Source organism: Mesorhizobium sp. M0410 (assembly GCF_040321435.1).
Classification (GTDB): Bacteria; Pseudomonadota; Alphaproteobacteria; order Rhizobiales; family Rhizobiaceae; genus Mesorhizobium.
In genome coordinates this window covers 25,040-40,840 of the sequence record NZ_JAMYRN010000012.1, presented here as the reverse complement: position 1 = coordinate 40,840, position 15,801 = coordinate 25,040, and the positions used below count along the sequence as shown (strand labels likewise).

12 protein-coding genes are annotated in these 15,801 nt (G+C 63.7%); 6 read left to right on the top strand and 6 right to left on the bottom strand.

Features of this window, described 5'->3' with window-relative positions:
* The 4 genes from fdhF to NKI63_RS18895 all read right to left on the bottom strand — a co-directional run bounded on the left by fdhF (position 1) and on the right by NKI63_RS18895 (position 5,992).
* Positions 1–2,913 carry a formate dehydrogenase subunit alpha gene (gene fdhF, locus NKI63_RS18910; protein ID WP_352822813.1) on the bottom strand — a complete coding sequence of 971 codons (2,913 nt, stop codon included), beginning with the start codon at positions 2,911–2,913 and terminating at the stop codon, positions 1–3.
* Between the two features lie 13 nt (positions 2,914–2,926).
* The gene (locus NKI63_RS18905; protein WP_352506068.1) at positions 2,927–4,483 is read right to left on the bottom strand and encodes a formate dehydrogenase beta subunit; all 1,557 of its coding nucleotides are present in this window, start codon (positions 4,481–4,483) and stop codon (positions 2,927–2,929) included.
* Positions 4,480–4,959, bottom strand: coding sequence for a formate dehydrogenase subunit gamma (locus NKI63_RS18900; protein WP_352506069.1), 480 nt, complete (start codon positions 4,957–4,959; stop codon positions 4,480–4,482). Before NKI63_RS18900 ends, NKI63_RS18905 begins: the two co-directional genes overlap by 4 nt.
* A gap of 133 nt (positions 4,960–5,092) precedes the next feature.
* Positions 5,093–5,992 carry a LysR family transcriptional regulator gene (locus tag NKI63_RS18895; RefSeq protein WP_254816176.1) on the bottom strand — a complete coding sequence of 300 codons (900 nt, stop codon included), beginning with the start codon at positions 5,990–5,992 and terminating at the stop codon, positions 5,093–5,095.
* 193 nt (positions 5,993–6,185) lie between these two features.
* Between NKI63_RS18895 and NKI63_RS18890 the strand changes: the two genes are divergently transcribed.
* Both NKI63_RS18890 and NKI63_RS18885 read left to right on the top strand, forming a co-directional pair.
* Complete coding sequence (locus NKI63_RS18890) at positions 6,186–6,827, top strand: DUF47 domain-containing protein (RefSeq protein WP_254816177.1); 642 nt, start codon at positions 6,186–6,188, stop codon at positions 6,825–6,827.
* A complete protein-coding gene (locus NKI63_RS18885; RefSeq protein WP_352506070.1) occupies positions 6,827–7,831 on the top strand; it encodes an inorganic phosphate transporter in 1,005 nt (334 codons plus the stop codon). The genes NKI63_RS18890 and NKI63_RS18885 overlap by 1 nt, the downstream gene beginning before the upstream one ends.
* Positions 7,832–7,872: 41 nt before the next feature.
* Here NKI63_RS18885 and NKI63_RS18880 read toward each other — a convergent pair whose 3' ends face one another.
* On the bottom strand, positions 7,873–8,250 hold the full coding sequence (locus tag NKI63_RS18880) for a VOC family protein (RefSeq protein WP_352506071.1): 378 nt from the start codon (positions 8,248–8,250) through the stop codon (positions 7,873–7,875).
* A 196-nt stretch (positions 8,251–8,446) separates the two neighbouring features.
* Here NKI63_RS18880 and NKI63_RS18875 point away from each other — a divergent pair, with 196 nt between their 5' ends.
* From NKI63_RS18875 to chrA, 4 genes are all read left to right on the top strand, one after another.
* Complete coding sequence (locus tag NKI63_RS18875; RefSeq protein WP_352476039.1) at positions 8,447–9,631, top strand: Mrp/NBP35 family ATP-binding protein; 1,185 nt, start codon at positions 8,447–8,449, stop codon at positions 9,629–9,631.
* Between the two features lie 234 nt (positions 9,632–9,865).
* Positions 9,866–11,671, top strand: a complete 1,806-nt coding sequence (locus NKI63_RS18870; RefSeq protein ID WP_352506072.1) for an IlvD/Edd family dehydratase — start codon at positions 9,866–9,868, stop codon at positions 11,669–11,671.
* 271 nt (positions 11,672–11,942) lie between these two features.
* Entirely contained in the window at positions 11,943–12,782 is an 840-nt protein-coding gene (locus tag NKI63_RS18865; protein ID WP_352822809.1) for a chromate resistance protein ChrB domain-containing protein, read from the top strand.
* Positions 12,779–14,167, top strand: coding sequence for a chromate efflux transporter (chrA, locus tag NKI63_RS18860; protein ID WP_352822806.1), 1,389 nt, complete (start codon positions 12,779–12,781; stop codon positions 14,165–14,167). The genes NKI63_RS18865 and chrA overlap by 4 nt, the downstream gene beginning before the upstream one ends.
* Positions 14,168–14,170: 3 nt before the next feature.
* Here the strand turns inward: chrA and NKI63_RS18855 are convergent, their stop codons facing one another.
* On the bottom strand, positions 14,171–15,760 hold the full coding sequence (locus NKI63_RS18855) for a trimethylamine methyltransferase family protein (RefSeq protein ID WP_352506075.1): 1,590 nt from the start codon (positions 15,758–15,760) through the stop codon (positions 14,171–14,173).
* Positions 15,761–15,801: the final 41 nt, after the last annotated feature.

Here is a 15,801-nt window from a genome sequence, read left to right as displayed (position 1 = left end):
CTACTCCGCCGCTTCCAACTTCGCGATGCGGCGGCTTTGCTTTGCCTGCTCGTCATAGTCGCGCTGCCATTCCGACGGGCCGTTGGATGCGCCCACCTGCACCGCGGTCACCTTGTATTCCGGGCAGTTGGTCGCCCAGTCGGAGAAGTCGGTGGTGATGACGTTGGCTTGGGTGTCGGGATGGTGGAAGGTCGTATAGACGACGCCTGGCGACACCCGCTCGGTGATCAGCGCGCGCAGCGTCGTCTCGCCGGAGCGGCTGGTCAGCCGCACCCAGTCGCCGTCGCGCAGGCCGCGATTTTCGGCGTCGTGCGGATGGATCTCCAGCCGGTCCTCGCTATGCCAGACCACGTTCTCGGTACGCCGGGTCTGCGCGCCGACATTGTATTGCGACAGGATGCGGCCGGTGGTCAGCAGCAGCGGGAAGCGCGGCCCGGTCCTTTCGTCGGTCGCGACGTATTCGGTGCGGATGAACTTGCCTTTGCCGCGCACGAAGCCGCCAATATGCATGATGGGCGTGCCCTCCGGCGACTTCTCGTTGCAGGGCCACTGCACCGAGCCCACTCTGTCGAGGAGGTCAAAGGAAACGCCGGCGAAGCTCGGCGTCGTCTTGGCGATCTCGTCCATGATCTGCGACGGATGCGTGTAGGTCCAGCCGAGGCCGAGCGCCTTGGCGAGCTCCTGCGTCGCTTCCCAGTCGGCATAGCCGCATTTCGGCTCCATTACCTTGCGCACCATGTTGATGCGGCGCTCGGCGTTGGTGAAGGTGCCGTCCTTCTCGAGGAACGTCGAGCCGGGCAGGAACACATGCGCGTAGTTGGCCGTCTCGTTGAGGAAGAGGTCGTGCACGACGACGCATTCCATCGCGGCGAGACCGGCGGCGACATGCTTGGTGTCGGGGTCCGACTGCAGGATGTCCTCGCCCTGCACATAGAGCCCCTTGAACGAGCCGTCGACGGCCGCATCCAGCATATTGGGGATGCGCAGGCCGGGCTCGTCGTCGAGCTTGACGCCCCACAGGCTCTCATAGATGGCGCGCACCGCGTCGCCTGAAATGTGGCGATAGCCGGGAAGCTCGTGCGGGAACGAGCCCATGTCGCAAGAGCCCTGCACATTGTTCTGGCCGCGCAGCGGGTTCACGCCGACGCCCGGCCGGCCGATATTGCCGGTCGCCATGGCGAGGTTGGCAATGGCGATGACGGTGGTCGAGCCCTGGCTGTGCTCGGTCACGCCGAGGCCGTAATAGATCGCGCCGTTACCGCCGCGGGCGTAGAGCCGCGCCGCGCCGCGTATGTCGTCGGGATCGACATTTGCAAGCTGGCCGATCACTTCCGGGCTGTTTTCCGGCAGCGCCACGAACGATGCCCAGTCCTGGAACTCGTCCCAGTCGCAGCGCTCGCGGATGAAGGCCTCGTCGAACAGGCCCTCGGTGACGATGACATGGGCAAGTGCGGTCAGCATGGCGACGTTGGTGCCCGGCTTCAGCGGCAGATGGAACTGCGCCTCGACGTGGGCCGAGCGCACGATGTCGGTGCGGCGCGGATCGAGCACGATCAGCTTGGCGCCCTCGCGCATGCGCTTTTTCATGCGCGAAGCGAACACCGGATGCGCATCGGTCGGATTGGCGCCGATCAGCAGGATCACGTCCGTCTGCTCGATCGAATCGAAATCCTGCGTGCCGGCTGAGGTGCCGAAGGTCTGGCCGAGACCATAGCCGGTCGGCGAATGGCAGACCCGGGCGCAGGTGTCCACATTGTTGTTGCGGAAGCCCTGCCGGACAAGCTTCTGGACGAGGTAGGTCTCCTCGTTGGTGCAGCGCGAGGAGGTGATGCCGCCGATCGAGGTGCGGCCGTACTGGTATTGGATGCGGCGGAATTCATTCGCCGTGTGGGTGAGCGCCTCTTCCCACGACACTTCGCGCCACGGATCGCTGACCCGCTCGCGGATCATCGGCTTCAGGATACGGTCCTTGTGCGTCGCATAGCCATAGGCGAAGCGGCCCTTGACGCAGGAGTGGCCGTGGTTGGCCTTGCCTGCCTTGTAGGGCATCATGCGGATGACCTCGTCGCCCTTGACCTCGGCCTTGAACGAGCAGCCGACGCCGCAATAGGCGCAGGTGGTGACGGTCGAGCGCTCGGGCAGGCCTTTCGCCAGCACGGTCTTCTCCCTCAGCGCATCGGTCGGGCAGGCCTGCACGCAGGCCCCGCAAGAGACGCACTCGGAATCGACGAACGCCTCGTGCAGGCCGGCCGAGACCCTGGATTCGAAGCCGCGGCCCTCGATGGTCAGCGCGAACGTGCCCTGTACCTCCTCGCAGGCGCGCACGCAGCGCGAGCAGACGATGCATTGCGCCGGATCGTAGGTGAAATAGGGGTTGGATTCATCGCGGGCGATATAGTCGATGGTCAGCGAGCCATGGCCGGGCGCCACGCCGTTTTCCTGCTTGACGTGGTTGCGCCCGTCCACGCCATAGCGGTTCTCGGTCAGGCCGACCGTCCTGACGACCTTGTCGAACTCGCTGGCGCCGGTGCCGGCCTTCTCGCCCCGCGCCACCGGGTGGTCAGAGACGTAGAGTTCCATCACGCCGCGGCGAATGGCGTTCAGCCGGTCGCTCTGTGTGTGCACGACCATGCCCTCGCCGACCGGCGTCGTGCACGAGGCCGGCGTGCCGCCGCGCCCGTCGATCTCGACGAGGCAGACCCGGCAGGAGCCAAACGAATCCAGCATGTCGGTCGCGCACAGCTTCGGGATTTCAACGCCCGCTTCCATCGAAGCGCGCATGATCGAGGTGCCCGCCGGCACCGTCACCGACTTGCCGTCGACTGTCAGCGTTACCTGCTGTTCGGCTTCGGAGGCGGGTGTGCCGTAGTCGATTTCCTGGACCAGCGATTTGATGTCGAATGCCGCGTTCATGCCTTGTCCGCTCCTATTCCGCTGCTTCGGCGACCGGCGTCGGCCGAAAGTCGTCCGGGAAATGGTTGAGTGCACTCATCACTGGATATGGGGTGAAGCCGCCGAGAGCGCAAAGCGAGCCGAACTTCATCGTGTTGCAAAGGTCGGTGACCAGTGCGATCTGCTTTTCCGGTTCGATGTTCTGGGCGAGCCGGTCCAGCACCTCGACGCCACGCGTCGAGCCGATGCGGCACGGCGTGCACTTGCCGCAGCTTTCGATAGCGCAGAATTCCATGGCAAAGCGTGCCTGCTTCAGCATGTCGGCGCTGTCGTCGAAAACGACGATGCCGGCATGGCCGATCAGCCCGTCCTTGGCGGCAAACGCTTCGTAGTCGAATGGCGTGTCGAACAGGGCGCGCGGGAAATAGGCGCCGAGCGGGCCACCCACTTGCACAGCCTTGACCGGACGCCCGGTCGCCGTGCCGCCGCCGATATCGTCGACTATCTCACCCAACGTCATGCCGAACGCCGCCTCATAGAGACCGGGATATTTGACGTTGCCGGCAATCTGGATCGGGATGGTGCCGCGCGAACGGCCCATGCCGAAATCCTTGTAGAAGGCGGCGCCCTTGTCCATGATCACCGGCACCGAGGCCAGCGAGATGACGTTGTTGATCACCGTCGGCTTGCCGAACAGGCCCTTGTGCGCCGGCAGTGGCGGTTTGGCCCGCACCTGTCCGCGCTTGCCTTCGAGGCTGTCGAGCAGCGCCGTCTCCTCGCCGCAAACATAGGCGCCGGCGCCGACGCGGACTTCCATGTCGAATGAATTGGCCGAGCCGAGCACATTGACGCCGAGCACGCCGGCCTTGCGGGCGATCTCGACGGCCTTCTGCATCACCGCCACCGCATGCGGATATTCGGAGCGGATATAGATGAAGCCCTTGGTCGCGCCGGTGGCGATGCCGGCGATCGCCATGCCTTCGATCAGCACGAAAGGGTCGCCTTCCATGATCATGCGGTCGGCGAACGTGCCGGAATCGCCTTCATCGGCATTGCAGACGATATATTTGCGGTCGGCCGACGTATCGAGCACCGTCTTCCATTTGATGCCGGTCGGGAAGCCGGCGCCGCCACGACCGCGCAGCCCGGACTCGGTCACCTGCTTGACGATTTCGGCCGGCGTCATCGCCACTGCATTCTGCAGGCCGTTCAGCCCGCCATGCGCCTTGTAGTGATCGAGCGACAGCGGATCGGTGACGCCGCAGCGCGCAAAGGTCAGCCGCGTCTGCCTCGCCAGGAATGGGATCTTGTCGGGAGCGCCGAGCCAGCGCTTGTGGTGACCGCCGGTGAGGAAGCCGCAGTCGAACAGGCTTTTGACGTCGGATGGCTTCACCGGCCCATAGGCGACACGGCCATTGGCCGTTGCCACCTCGACCATCGGCTCGAGGAAATAGGCACCGCGCGAGCCGTTACGCACGATCTTGGCCTCGATGCCGCGCTCGGCCAATTCCGCCCGAACCGCCTTGGCAACCTTTTCCGCACCCAGCGCCAGCGCGCCGGAATCGCCGGGAATATAGATACGCGGGATCATGAGCGCACCTCGGCAACGATTTCATTGAGCTTTTCGTCGTCGAGCCGCCCGATCACCTCGCCGTCCAGCATCGCCGACGGCGAGCAGGCGCAAAGGCCGAGGCAATAGACCGGCTCCAGCGTCACCGAACCGTCGCGGGTTGTCTCGTGGAAGCCTATGCCCAGCAATGCTTTGAGCCTGGCGGCAATCGCATCCGAACCCATAGACTGGCAGGCTTCCGCCTGGCAGAGCCTCAGCACATGCCGGCCGGCCGGCTGGCTGCGATAATCGTGATAGAAGGTGACGACGCCATGCACCTCGGCCCTGGAGATGTTCAGCGCCTCGGCGATGACCGGCAGCGCACCCTGCGGCACATAGCCGAACTCTTCCTGTATGCCGTGCAGGATCGGCAACAGCGGGCCTTCGAGGCCTTTCAGCTCGTGGATGATCGCCGCGGTGCGCGATGCGATCTCGGTACTTGCAGGCTGCATCGTCATGCAGCGCCCTCCCTGGTCGTGGCGGTCTTCCGCTAAGTGCTTAGGAAATCAGAGGAAACCCGTTAAATCAATAAAGCCGATCCGTTGCTCGATAGAAATTTTCTATCGTTCGCGGTCACCAGCATTGTCTAGCCTAGCGACGGGTGCGGAAATCGTCCGCCAGCGCCATTGCCTCGTCCAACAGCGCCGAGACCAGCGGCGTGTGCGGTTCGCGCGGCGCCGCCACCAGCCCGACGGTGTGGCTGGCATCCGGCTCGACGATCGGGATAGCCCGGATCGGCTCGGAAAAGCCGAACGTTTCCGCAAGGTTAAGCGGCATGATGGACGACCATTTGCCGGTGCGGATATGCGAGAACAGCACGATCATCGAGTTGGATTCCAATGTCGGCCGCACCTGCACGCCGGCTTCGGCCAGATGCTGGTCGATGATGCGGCGGTTCTGCATGTCCGGCGTCAGCAGGCAGAGCGGCAGCTGACTGAGCTCGGCCCATGTCACTTTGTCGCGGTCGAAATACGGGTTCCCGACGGCGGTGATCAGCTGATAGCGCTCGTCGTAGAGCGGCACGCTGGTGACGCGTCCGAGCGGCTCGTTGTCGAGATAGGTGATGCCGGCGTCGATATCGAAATTGCCGAGCAGCGACAGCACCTCGATCGAGGTCCGCGACAGCACCGAGAAGGTGACGCCGGGGTGTTTTGCCCGAAACGGCGTCGTCAATCGCGCCACCATGGCCAGCGCCGTCGGGATCGCCGCGATGCGGATACGCCCTGACAGGCCGTGACGCGCCGCCCGCATCTCCTCGCGCATGGTCCTGCTATCGCCGACGATGCGGCGCGCCCACACCAGCACCTGTTTGCCTTCCGGCGTCAGTCCCTGGAAACGCGAGCCGCGCAGCACCAGCATCACGCCGAGCTGGCCCTCCAGCTGCTTGATGCCGGCCGAAAGTGTCGGCTGGGTGACGCCGCATACTTCGGCCGCCCGGCCGAAATGCTCTTCCTTGGCAAGTGCTATGAAGAATTCCAGCTTGTCGATCATGCCGTCGGGAGCCTGTCACGGACGATATGTCCTATCGTAGCGCGCAAGGTCGTGGAAATCGCCTTCGGCCGCAAGCCGCCTGTGTAAATCGTCCGCATCCACATCTTTCAGCCGGCTTACTGTTTCCCGCAATGGAATGCGGCGCTATGTGGATCAGACGGGGTCGTGGACTGGACACGACGGGAGACCGAACATGCTGGGCTGGTTCCGCAAGCTTTTGCCGCGCGAAGATCGCTTCTTCGACCTGTTCGAGCGGCATTCCCGCACCGTGGTCGGTGGCGCCGAGGCACTGCAGCAGCTTCTGCAGGGGAACGACATCGATCGCTGGTGTCAGACGATCATCGATCTCGAGGACGAAGCCGATCAGATCACCGCGGAGGTGCTGCTTGCGGTGCGGCGCTCCTTCATCACGCCCTTCGATCGCGGCGACATCAAGGACCTGATCCAGTCAATGGATGATGCCATCGACATGATGCACAAGACCGTCAAGACGGTAAGGCTGTTCGAGAAGAAGGAATTCGACCCGCTGATGCAGGAAATGGGAGGCGTCATCGTCGAGGCCGCCAAGTTGGTGGCCGAGGCGATCCCGCTGCTCGGCAAGGTCGGGGCGCACACGGTGCGCCTCAATGCCATCGCCGAGGAAGTCATGCGCGCCGAAGGCCGGGCCGACGACCTGCACGAGCAAGGCCTGAAGGACCTGTTCAAGCGGCATGGCCGCAGCGACCCGATGGCCTATCTGATCGGCAGCGAGATCTACGGCCAGCTGGAGAAGGTGGTCGACCGCTTCGAGGACGTTGCCAACGAAATCAGCGGCATCGTCATCGAGAACGTATAGTGGAAGCCGCGATAGCCTTTCCCGTGCTGGTCGGCCTTGTCGTCGTCGCGCTGTTCTTCGATTTCCTCAACGGCCTGCACGATGCCGCCAACTCCATCGCCACGATCGTCTCCACCCGGGTGCTGCGGCCGCATTATGCGGTGTTCTGGGCGGCCTTCTTCAATTTCATCGCCTTCATGTTCTTCGGTCTCCACGTGGCGGAGACGCTCGGAACCGGCATCATCGACGCCAGCATCGTCACGCCGGCAGTGATCTTCGCAGCACTTGTCGGCGCCATCGTCTGGAACATCGTCACCTGGCTCGTCGGCATCCCGTCCAGCAGTTCGCACGCGCTGATCGGCGGTTTGGTCGGCGCCGGCGTCGCCAAGGCAGGCACCGGCGCCATCGTCTGGGCCGGGTTGGGCAAGACCACGGCGGCGATCGTGCTATCGCCGGCGGCAGGCTTTCTGCTGGCGCTCGTCCTGATCCTCGCGGTCTCCTGGCTGTTCCTGCGGCAGACACCGTTTGCCGTCGACAGCACCTTCCGCGTCATGCAGTTCTTTTCCGCCTCGCTCTATTCGCTCGGCCATGGCGGCAACGACGCGCAGAAGACCATGGGCATCATCGCCGTGCTCCTCTATTCGCAAGGCATGCTCGGCGCGAATTTTTACGTGCCGCTGTGGGTCGTCATCACCTGTCAGTCGGCGCTGGCGCTGGGCACATTGTTCGGCGGCTGGCGCATCGTCCACACCATGGGCTCTAAGATCACCCGGCTGAACCCGATGCAGGGTTTCTGCGCCGAGACCGGCGGTGCGATTACCCTGTTCGCCGCCACCTGGCTCGGTATTCCTGTATCGACCACGCACACGATCACCGGCGCCATCATCGGCGTCGGCGCCGCCCGCCGCGTCTCCGCCGTTCGCTGGGGCATTGCCGGCAACATCGTGGTGGCATGGATCGTCACCTTGCCGGCAACCGCGGCCATCGCGGCTCTCACCTACCTCGCGGTCGGCCTGGCAAAGTGATGCGAACGGGCCAGCGCCTGGAGCCGCCTCTGGCGCGGCGACTACCTGTCCACAAGGTTCAGGATGTTGCCGTCCGGATCCTTGAACCACGCGACCTTCATGCCCTGGCCGACATGGACATCGCCCTCCAGCGCCAGGCCGGGCATATCGTAGTGCTCGAAGGCGACGCCCTTCGATTTCAACGCCTTGACGATTTTGCCGAGTTCGTCGCCGACCGTCCAGGTCACAGCCGTGGCCTTGTTGGTCCCAGCGAAGTTCGAACGGTAGACGTTGATGGCGGTATCGCCGCTTTCATAGACGATCAGTTCCCCACCCTCATTGTGCACCTCTTTCAGGCCGAGCGTTCCTTCGTAAAAAGCCCTGGCCTTGGCCAGGTCCTTCACAGCGAGATTGGCCGTTGCGTTGCTGTTTGCGAGCATGATTCGTCTCCTTCCCTGGCGGTCATTCCATGTCCACTGAAATAGGTTGCGTTGACGATTTGGCGACGGCCACTCCCGCTGGAAATGCTGTCGTATGGTCGCTTCCTCCCCCAATACGCCGCTGCAACTGTTGGTCCATCGCTTGGTTCTGTTCCGGAACTGCATTATCTGGAGCGGAAAAGTAGAGGAAAAACTCATGCCCGCCGCCCATGAAAACGTGACCAAGGAAATGGTTATCGAGCGCCTGAAGACGGTCAATGGGCCGGATTTCACCGGCAATATCGTCGATCTCGGCATGGTTTCCGAGATTTTCATTGCCGATGCCAAGGTGTTCTTCTCGATCACCGTTCCCGCTGCCCGTGCCCAGGAGATGGAGCCGCTGCGTGCGGCGGCCGAACGTGTCGTCAAGGCGATCCCCGGTGTCGCCGGCGCCGTGGTCGCGCTGACGGCGGAAAAGAAGGGCGGCGGCATGGAGGCGCCGGTTCCGCAAAGACCGGCTCAGAGGCCCGCTCCACCAGCCGCACCTGCCCGTCCCGCCCCACAGGCGCCTGCCTCGCACAGCCAGGGCAAGCGCGGCGTACCCGGCATCGAGGCCATCATCGCCGTCGCTTCCGGCAAGGGCGGCGTCGGCAAGTCGACCACCGCGGTCAATATCGCCCTTGGGCTTGCCGCCAACGGGCTGCGGGTCGGCGTGCTCGATGCCGATATTTATGGCCCTTCCATGCCGCGTCTGCTCAACATTCGTGGCAGGCCGCAGACCGTCGACGGCAAGATCCTGAAACCGATGCAGAATTATGGCCTCAAGGTCATGTCGATGGGCTTTCTCGTCGATGAGGAGACGCCGATGATCTGGCGCGGGCCGATGGTGATGTCGGCATTGACGCAGATGCTGCGCGAGGTCGAATGGGGACCGCTCGATGTGCTCGTCGTCGACATGCCGCCCGGCACCGGCGACGCCCAGCTGACCATGGCCCAACAGGTGCCGCTGGCCGGCGCCGTCATCGTCTCGACGCCACAGGACCTGGCCCTGATCGATGCGCGCAAAGGCCTCAACATGTTTAGAAAGGTCGACGTGCCCCTATTGGGTATCGTCGAAAATATGAGCTATTTTCTCGCCCCCGATACGGGAAAACGCTACGACATCTTCGGCCATGGCGGCGCGCGCCGCGAGGCCGAGCGTCTAGGGGTCACCTTCCTTGGCGAGGTGCCGCTCGAGATGGGCATCCGCGAAAGCTCGGATGCTGGCACGCCGGTGGTGGTCTCGAAACCCGATGGCGCCGAGGCGAAAATCTACCGCGACATCGCCGCCAAGGTTTGGGACCGCGTCAATGAAGAGCGCGGCGCGGCCGAGGCTGCAGTGCCGAGCATCGTGTTCGAGTGATGCGGATGTCCTCCCCCAAGGGGACCTTGAGGGGAGGGCGGCCGGAACGGCCGGGTAGGTCCGCGGCGACACGTTCCAGCTTTTCCGGGATAGCGGGCTGACAAACCACGATCCCGACTAGCGCGGAGGCAGATGTGTGTCTATCGCACCAAAGTGCGGATTCGGATGGCGCGTGCCCCTTGCCTGCTCCCGCGCGTTGTCATATCGATTTGTCATACAAATACGGAGACCACGATGGCAGGCGCCCCCACCAGCAAGAAAAAATTTCGCTCGCAGGAGTGGTTCGACAATCCCGACAATCCGGGCATGACGGCACTCTATCTGGAACGTTACCTGAATTACGGGCTGACGCGGGCCGAACTGATGTCCGGCAAGCCGCTGATCGGCATCGCGCAGACCGGCTCGGACCTGTCGCCCTGCAACCGCCACCACATCGAACTGGCCAAGCGCGTGCGCGAAGGCATTGTCTCGATGGGTGGCATCCCTTTCGAGTTCCCTTGCCACCCGATCCAGGAGACCGGCAAACGGCCGACTGCTGCACTTGATCGCAACCTTGCCTATCTCAGCCTGGTGGAGGTGCTCTACGGCTATCCGCTCGACGGTGTGGTGCTCACCATCGGCTGCGACAAGACGACGCCGGCCATGCTGATGGCCGCGGCCACCGTCAACATCCCGGCTATCGCGCTTTCGGTCGGGCCGATGCTCAACGGCTGGCACAAGGGCAAGCGCACCGGCTCCGGCACTATCGTCTGGGAATCGCGCCAGCGCCTGTCGGCCGGCGAGATTGGCTATGACGAGTTCATGGATATCGTTGCCTCCTCGGCGCCGTCGACCGGCTATTGCAACACGATGGGCACCGCCACCACGATGAATTCGCTGGCCGAGGCGCTCGGCATGCAATTGCCGGGCTCGGCCGCTATCCCCGCCCCCTATCGCGAACGCGGCCAGATCGCCTACGAGACCGGAAAGCGCATCGTCGACATGGTGCATGAGGATCTGAAGCCCTCCGACATCATGACCCGTAAGGCCTTCGAGAACGCCATCGTCGTCAACTCGGCGATCGGCGGCTCGACCAATGCGCCGATCCACCTCAACGCCATCGCCCGCCATCTCGGCGTGCCGCTCGACAATGACGATTGGCAGAAGGTCGGCCTCAACATACCGCTCATCGTCAATCTGCAGCCGACGGGCGAATATCTCGGAGAGGACTATCACCATGCCGGCGGCGTGCCGGCCGTGATCGCCGAACTGATGAAGGGCGGTCTGCTGCCCTATCCGGAAGCCACGACCGCTAACGGCAAGACCATCGGCGACAATTGCCGCGGCGCCGTTAACGAGAACCTCGACGTCATCCGCACGGTTGCCGAGCCGCTGAAAGCCAATGCCGGCTTCATCAATCTCAAGGGCAATCTGTTCGATTCGGCGATCATGAAGACCAGCGGCATCTCGCCCGAGTTCCGCGAGCGCTATCTGTCGAACCCGAAGGACCCCGAAGCCTTCGAGGGCAACGCCATGGTCTTCGACGGCCCCGAGGACTATCACGCCCGCATCGACGACCCGGCACAGGGCATCGACGAGCACACCATCCTGTTCATGCGCGGCGCCGGTCCGATCGGCTATCCCGGCGGCGCCGAAGTCGTCAACATGCAGCCGCCTGCCTATCTGATCAAAAAGGGCATCCACGCGCTGGCCTGTATCGGCGACGGTCGTCAGTCGGGCACGTCGGGCTCGCCGTCGATCCTCAACGCCTCGCCGGAAGCCGCCATCGGCGGCGGCCTGGCGCTGCTGAAGACCGGCGACCGCGTCCGCATCGACCTGCGCAAGGGCACCGCCGACATCCTCGTCAGCGACGACGAGATCGCGCGGCGCCGCGCCGAGCTGCAGAACAATGGCGGCTATCACTATCCGAAGCACCAGACGCCCTGGCAGGAAATCCAGCGCGGCATGGTCGACCAGTTTTCCGAAGGCATGGTGCTGAAGCCGGCGGTGAAATACCAGGATGTGGCTCATACAAGCGGCGTGCCGAGGGACAATCACTGACCAGGGTCCATCGCACGGGCCAGCCGTCAGGTCGCCGGTGTTGCGGTCTCCTCATTTCTCCCCGTTAACAGCCCGCTAACGGGGAGAAATGCCCGGCACAGAGTTGGACGCGATCGTTTGTCAAAAACGATTGTCCTGCGATAGCAGGGACAAATGCTTGACAAGCGAGCGTGACAAATCCACGATCATCGCAAGGGGTGCATCGCGACGACCCCGTGAGGCGTCAGCCCAACGTTCGCGTCCAAGCTTCTCTTTCAAGGAGGTGGACGCCATGCCGTCAACAACCGCTATCACTGTATCGCAACTGTCCCGTCTGATTGGGCTGCCGGGTGCACCCGCAATCATCGACGTCCGCATCGATGATGACTACAACGCCGATCCGCGCCTGCTGCCGGGGTCGGATTGGCGTGATTTCAGGACTGTCTCGAACTGGGCTGCCGACTTCGCCGGCAGGCAAGTGACAGTCGTCTGCCAGCAGGGGAAAAAGCTCTCGCAAGGCGTGGCCGCATGGCTGCGGCACGAGGGCATAGCCGCCGAATCGCTCGACGGCGGGTTTGAAGCATGGCGCGATGCCAAGGGCCTTCTCGTTCACGCCGACAAGATACCGCCCGCCGACGCCAAGGGCCGCACCGTTTGGGTGACGCGTACGCGCCCGAAGGTCGACCGCATCGCCTGCCCCTGGCTGATCCGGCGCTTCATCGATCCTCACGCGGTCTTTCTCTTCGTCGAGCCGGCCGAAGTGGCAGCCGTCGCCGATCGCTTTCAGGCCGTGCCTTTCGACATCGAGAACGTGTTCTGGAGCCACCGCGGCGAACGCTGCACTTTCGACACCATGATCGAGGAGTTCGGGCTTAAATCGGAAGCGCTCGATCGCCTGGCCACGATCATACGCGCTGCCGATACTGCGAGCCTCGATCTTGTTCCACAGGCGGCCGGGTTCCTGGCGGCCTCGCTTGGCCTGTCACGGATGTTTCGCGACGATCTGGAGCAGCTCGAGGCCGGCATGCTGCTCTATGATATGTTCTTCCGCTGGTGCCGCGATGCCACCGAGGAGACGCATAACTGGCCGGCCGCCGGCGCAGTCAGTCTCGGCACGGGCAAACCATCGTGAGCGCCGTCCTTTCGAAAAAGCCGGCGGAGATCCGGGAGCCGGTTGTGCCTAGCTTCCGGCAGGCCGTGAAGGTCTGGGCGAAAATCGGGGTGCTCAGCTTTGGCGGCCCGGCCGGGCAGATCGCGCTCATGCACAAGGAACTGGTCGAGGAACGGCGCTGGATCGGCGAACAGCGCTTCCTGCATGCGTTGAACTACTGCATGCTGCTGCCTGGCCCCGAGGCCCAGCAGCTTGCCGTCTATATCGGCTGGTTGCTGCACAAAACGGTCGGTGGCCTTGTTGCCGGCATTCTCTTCGTCGTGCCGGGCGCGCTTGTAATGCTCGTCCTGAGCAGCCTCTATGCGCTCTATGGCGATGTACCACTCGTAGCGGCGCTGTTTTTCGGGGTCAAGGCAACGGTGCTCGCCATTGTCATCGAGGCGGTGATCCGGATCGGCAGACGCGCGCTGAAGAACCCCGTCATGGTGTCGATCGCACTCGCCGCCTTCATCGCCATCTACGCGTTGAACGTACCGTTTCCGCTGATCGTCCTGCTTGCCGGCCTGGCAGGCTGGATCGGCAACCGTAGTGCGCCGGCATTTTTTTCAGGGGCATCACAGGGCAAGGGCTATGTTCCCGACATCAAGGGCGCGGTCGATCTGATGTTCGAGCGCGGCGAACTGACCCACGTCAGGCCGACGCGATGGCATGCGCCGCGCATTTTGGCGATCTGGCTGCCGATCTGGCTGGGGCCTGTTCTGCTCGTCTGGGCTGTCACCGGCCCTGCCAGCGTCTGGACGCAAATCGGTGGCTTCTTCAGTGTCATGGCGGTCGTCACCTTTGGTGGCGCCTACGCCGTGCTTGCCTATGTCGCGCAGGCAGCGGTCGAGTCCTTCGGCTGGCTGGCACCCGGTGAAATGGTCGACGGCCTTGGGCTTGCCGAAACCACGCCCGGCCCGTTGATCCTGGTCTTGCAGTTTGTCGGCTTCGTCGCCGCCTTCCGCCACTCCGGCGCGCTCGCGCCGCTTCTTGCCGGATTGTTTGGAGCGCTGCTTACGCTGTGGGCGACGTTTACCCCATGTTTCCTGTGGATATTCCTTGGCGCGCCTTACATCGAAGCGCTGCGCGGCAACAAGGCGCTGTCGGCGGCGCTCGGTGCGATCACCGCCGCCGTCGTCGGCGTCATCATGAACCTCGCTCTATGGTTCGGCTTGCACGTCATCTTCGGCGAAGTGCGCAATGTCGGGCTTGGAATGGACGTGCCGGTGCTTTCATCGATAGACTGGCGCGCGGCGCTGCTTTCCTGTGCCTCGATGATCGCCATCCTGAAGCTGAAGATCGGCATGCTGCCGACGCTTGCCGGATCGGCGCTGGCCGGTGTCTTGTTGCTGGCGGCGAGCGGGTAACGCTCAGCCGCCCATTCTGTCGCGCGGCAGCTTGATCATATCGCCGAAGCGGGCGCGCAATTTGTCGTCGACCGGTTTTGGCACATGGCGCGGGAAGCGTTCGGCAAGCACGCGTTTCTTCTCGATGATCGCCCGTTGCAGGATATCGGGCCTGCCTTTCTCATTCCATTCCTTCGGCGAAAAGCGGTCGCCGACGGCCGGATAGAAATATTCGGTCTGCATCAGCCGCAGCGTCTGCTCGTTGCCGAGATAATGGCCCGGCCCTTTCAGGCAGACATCGGCGATGGTGTCGATCGACAGCGACTCGTCCGTCACTTCGATGCCGCGCACGCAGCGCAGGCAGTGGCCGAGCATGTCGTTGTCGATGATCAGGCTCTCAAGGCAAAAGCCGAGCAGCGAGGCGTGCATGCCGGCCGACTCATAGACCAGGTTGAGGCCGGCGAGACCGGCCATCACGTCGGTTATGCCCTTTTCGTAGCCGGACTGAATGTCAGGCAGTTTCGAATCTGTCATGCCGGCGGCCGAACCGCCCGGCAGGTCGTAGAATTGCGCCATCTGCGCGCAGGCCGCGGTCAGCACCGCCTGCTCGGCCGAACCGCCCGACATGGCGCCGGTCCTGAGATCCGAGACAAACGGCCAGGTGCCGAAGATCGCCGGATGGCCGGGCTTGATCGCGTTGACATAGATAAGGCCGACGAGCACTTCGGCGACTGCCTGCACCACGGCGCCCGCAATCGCCGCCGGTGCCGTCGCACCCGCCTGTCCTGCCGACAGCAGCAGGATCGGAATGCCGCCCTCGACGCAGGCTTCGAGAACGCCGCAGGCGTCCTCGGCAAACTTCATTGGGGGCACGACGAAGCAGTTCGAATTGGAGACGAAAGGCCGGGCGCGAAAATTCGCTTCGCCGCCCGCGATCGCATAGAGCATATCGAGCGCCGGCTTGACGTTCTCGCGCACGGTAAACGAGGTGCCGACATGCTTCGACGTACCCAAGACGCAGGCGTAGAGCGTGTTGAAATCCATATCGAGCGGGTCGGGAATGTCGCGCGGCACCATCGGCCGCTGGAAGAAATGGATGTTGTCGAGCCCTTCGACCAGGCGCGCGGCATCGTAAATGTCCTGCAGCAGCGACTCGCGATACTCACGCTTTTCGACATCGACCAGATGCACCGCAGCACCAGCCGTGCCGTAATGCACACGCTTGCCCTGGATCACCATGTCGTGCTTCGGATACTGGCCGTGCAGGGTGAAATGCCGCGCCGCTTTCTTGATGGTGTCGAGCACAAGGCCGCGAGGAAAGCGCAGGCGGCCGTCCTCACCGAGGGTCGCACCCGCCTTGGTCAGTGCCTCGATGCAGGAGGGGATGGCATTAGCGAAGCCGACCGTCTCCAGAAGGGTAAGCACGGCCTCGTGGATACGTTCGCAATCATTGCCGCTGAGCGGGCTGTAGCTCCCGCCTTCGAGGCCGGCGCGCACCGGCTTGACGTCGTCGGCAAGCGGTGCCGCCCGCATGGCGCGGCGCGCCTCGCGCCCGCCGGACCGCCGCGAACGCTGGTCTGCGGACACGTCCTGCTTCTCATGGGCCATTGGCATGAAGGCACTCCAACTTTAGCTGCGGAGCGGGCGCGGCGGTT

What these genes read in the sequence shown, in the direction of transcription:
- NKI63_RS18880 (WP_352506071.1), bottom strand. Translation starts at nt 8,250, where the DNA reads ATGCTCGCAAACAGCAACGCAACGGCCAATCTCGCTGTGAAGGACCTG.
- NKI63_RS18865 (WP_352822809.1), top strand. Translation starts at nt 11,943, where the DNA reads ATGCCGTCAACAACCGCTATCACTGTATCGCAACTGTCCCGTCTGATT.
- NKI63_RS18875 (WP_352476039.1), top strand. Translation starts at nt 8,447, where the DNA reads ATGCCCGCCGCCCATGAAAACGTGACCAAGGAAATGGTTATCGAGCGC.
- NKI63_RS18905 (WP_352506068.1), bottom strand. Translation starts at nt 4,483, where the DNA reads ATGATCCCGCGTATCTATATTCCCGGCGATTCCGGCGCGCTGGCGCTG.
- NKI63_RS18895 (WP_254816176.1), bottom strand. Translation starts at nt 5,992, where the DNA reads ATGATCGACAAGCTGGAATTCTTCATAGCACTTGCCAAGGAAGAGCAT.
- NKI63_RS18870 (WP_352506072.1), top strand. Translation starts at nt 9,866, where the DNA reads ATGGCAGGCGCCCCCACCAGCAAGAAAAAATTTCGCTCGCAGGAGTGG.
- NKI63_RS18900 (WP_352506069.1), bottom strand. Translation starts at nt 4,959, where the DNA reads ATGACGATGCAGCCTGCAAGTACCGAGATCGCATCGCGCACCGCGGCG.
- NKI63_RS18855 (WP_352506075.1), bottom strand. Translation starts at nt 15,760, where the DNA reads ATGCCAATGGCCCATGAGAAGCAGGACGTGTCCGCAGACCAGCGTTCG.
- fdhF (WP_352822813.1), bottom strand. Translation starts at nt 2,913, where the DNA reads ATGAACGCGGCATTCGACATCAAATCGCTGGTCCAGGAAATCGACTAC.
- NKI63_RS18890 (WP_254816177.1), top strand. Translation starts at nt 6,186, where the DNA reads ATGCTGGGCTGGTTCCGCAAGCTTTTGCCGCGCGAAGATCGCTTCTTC.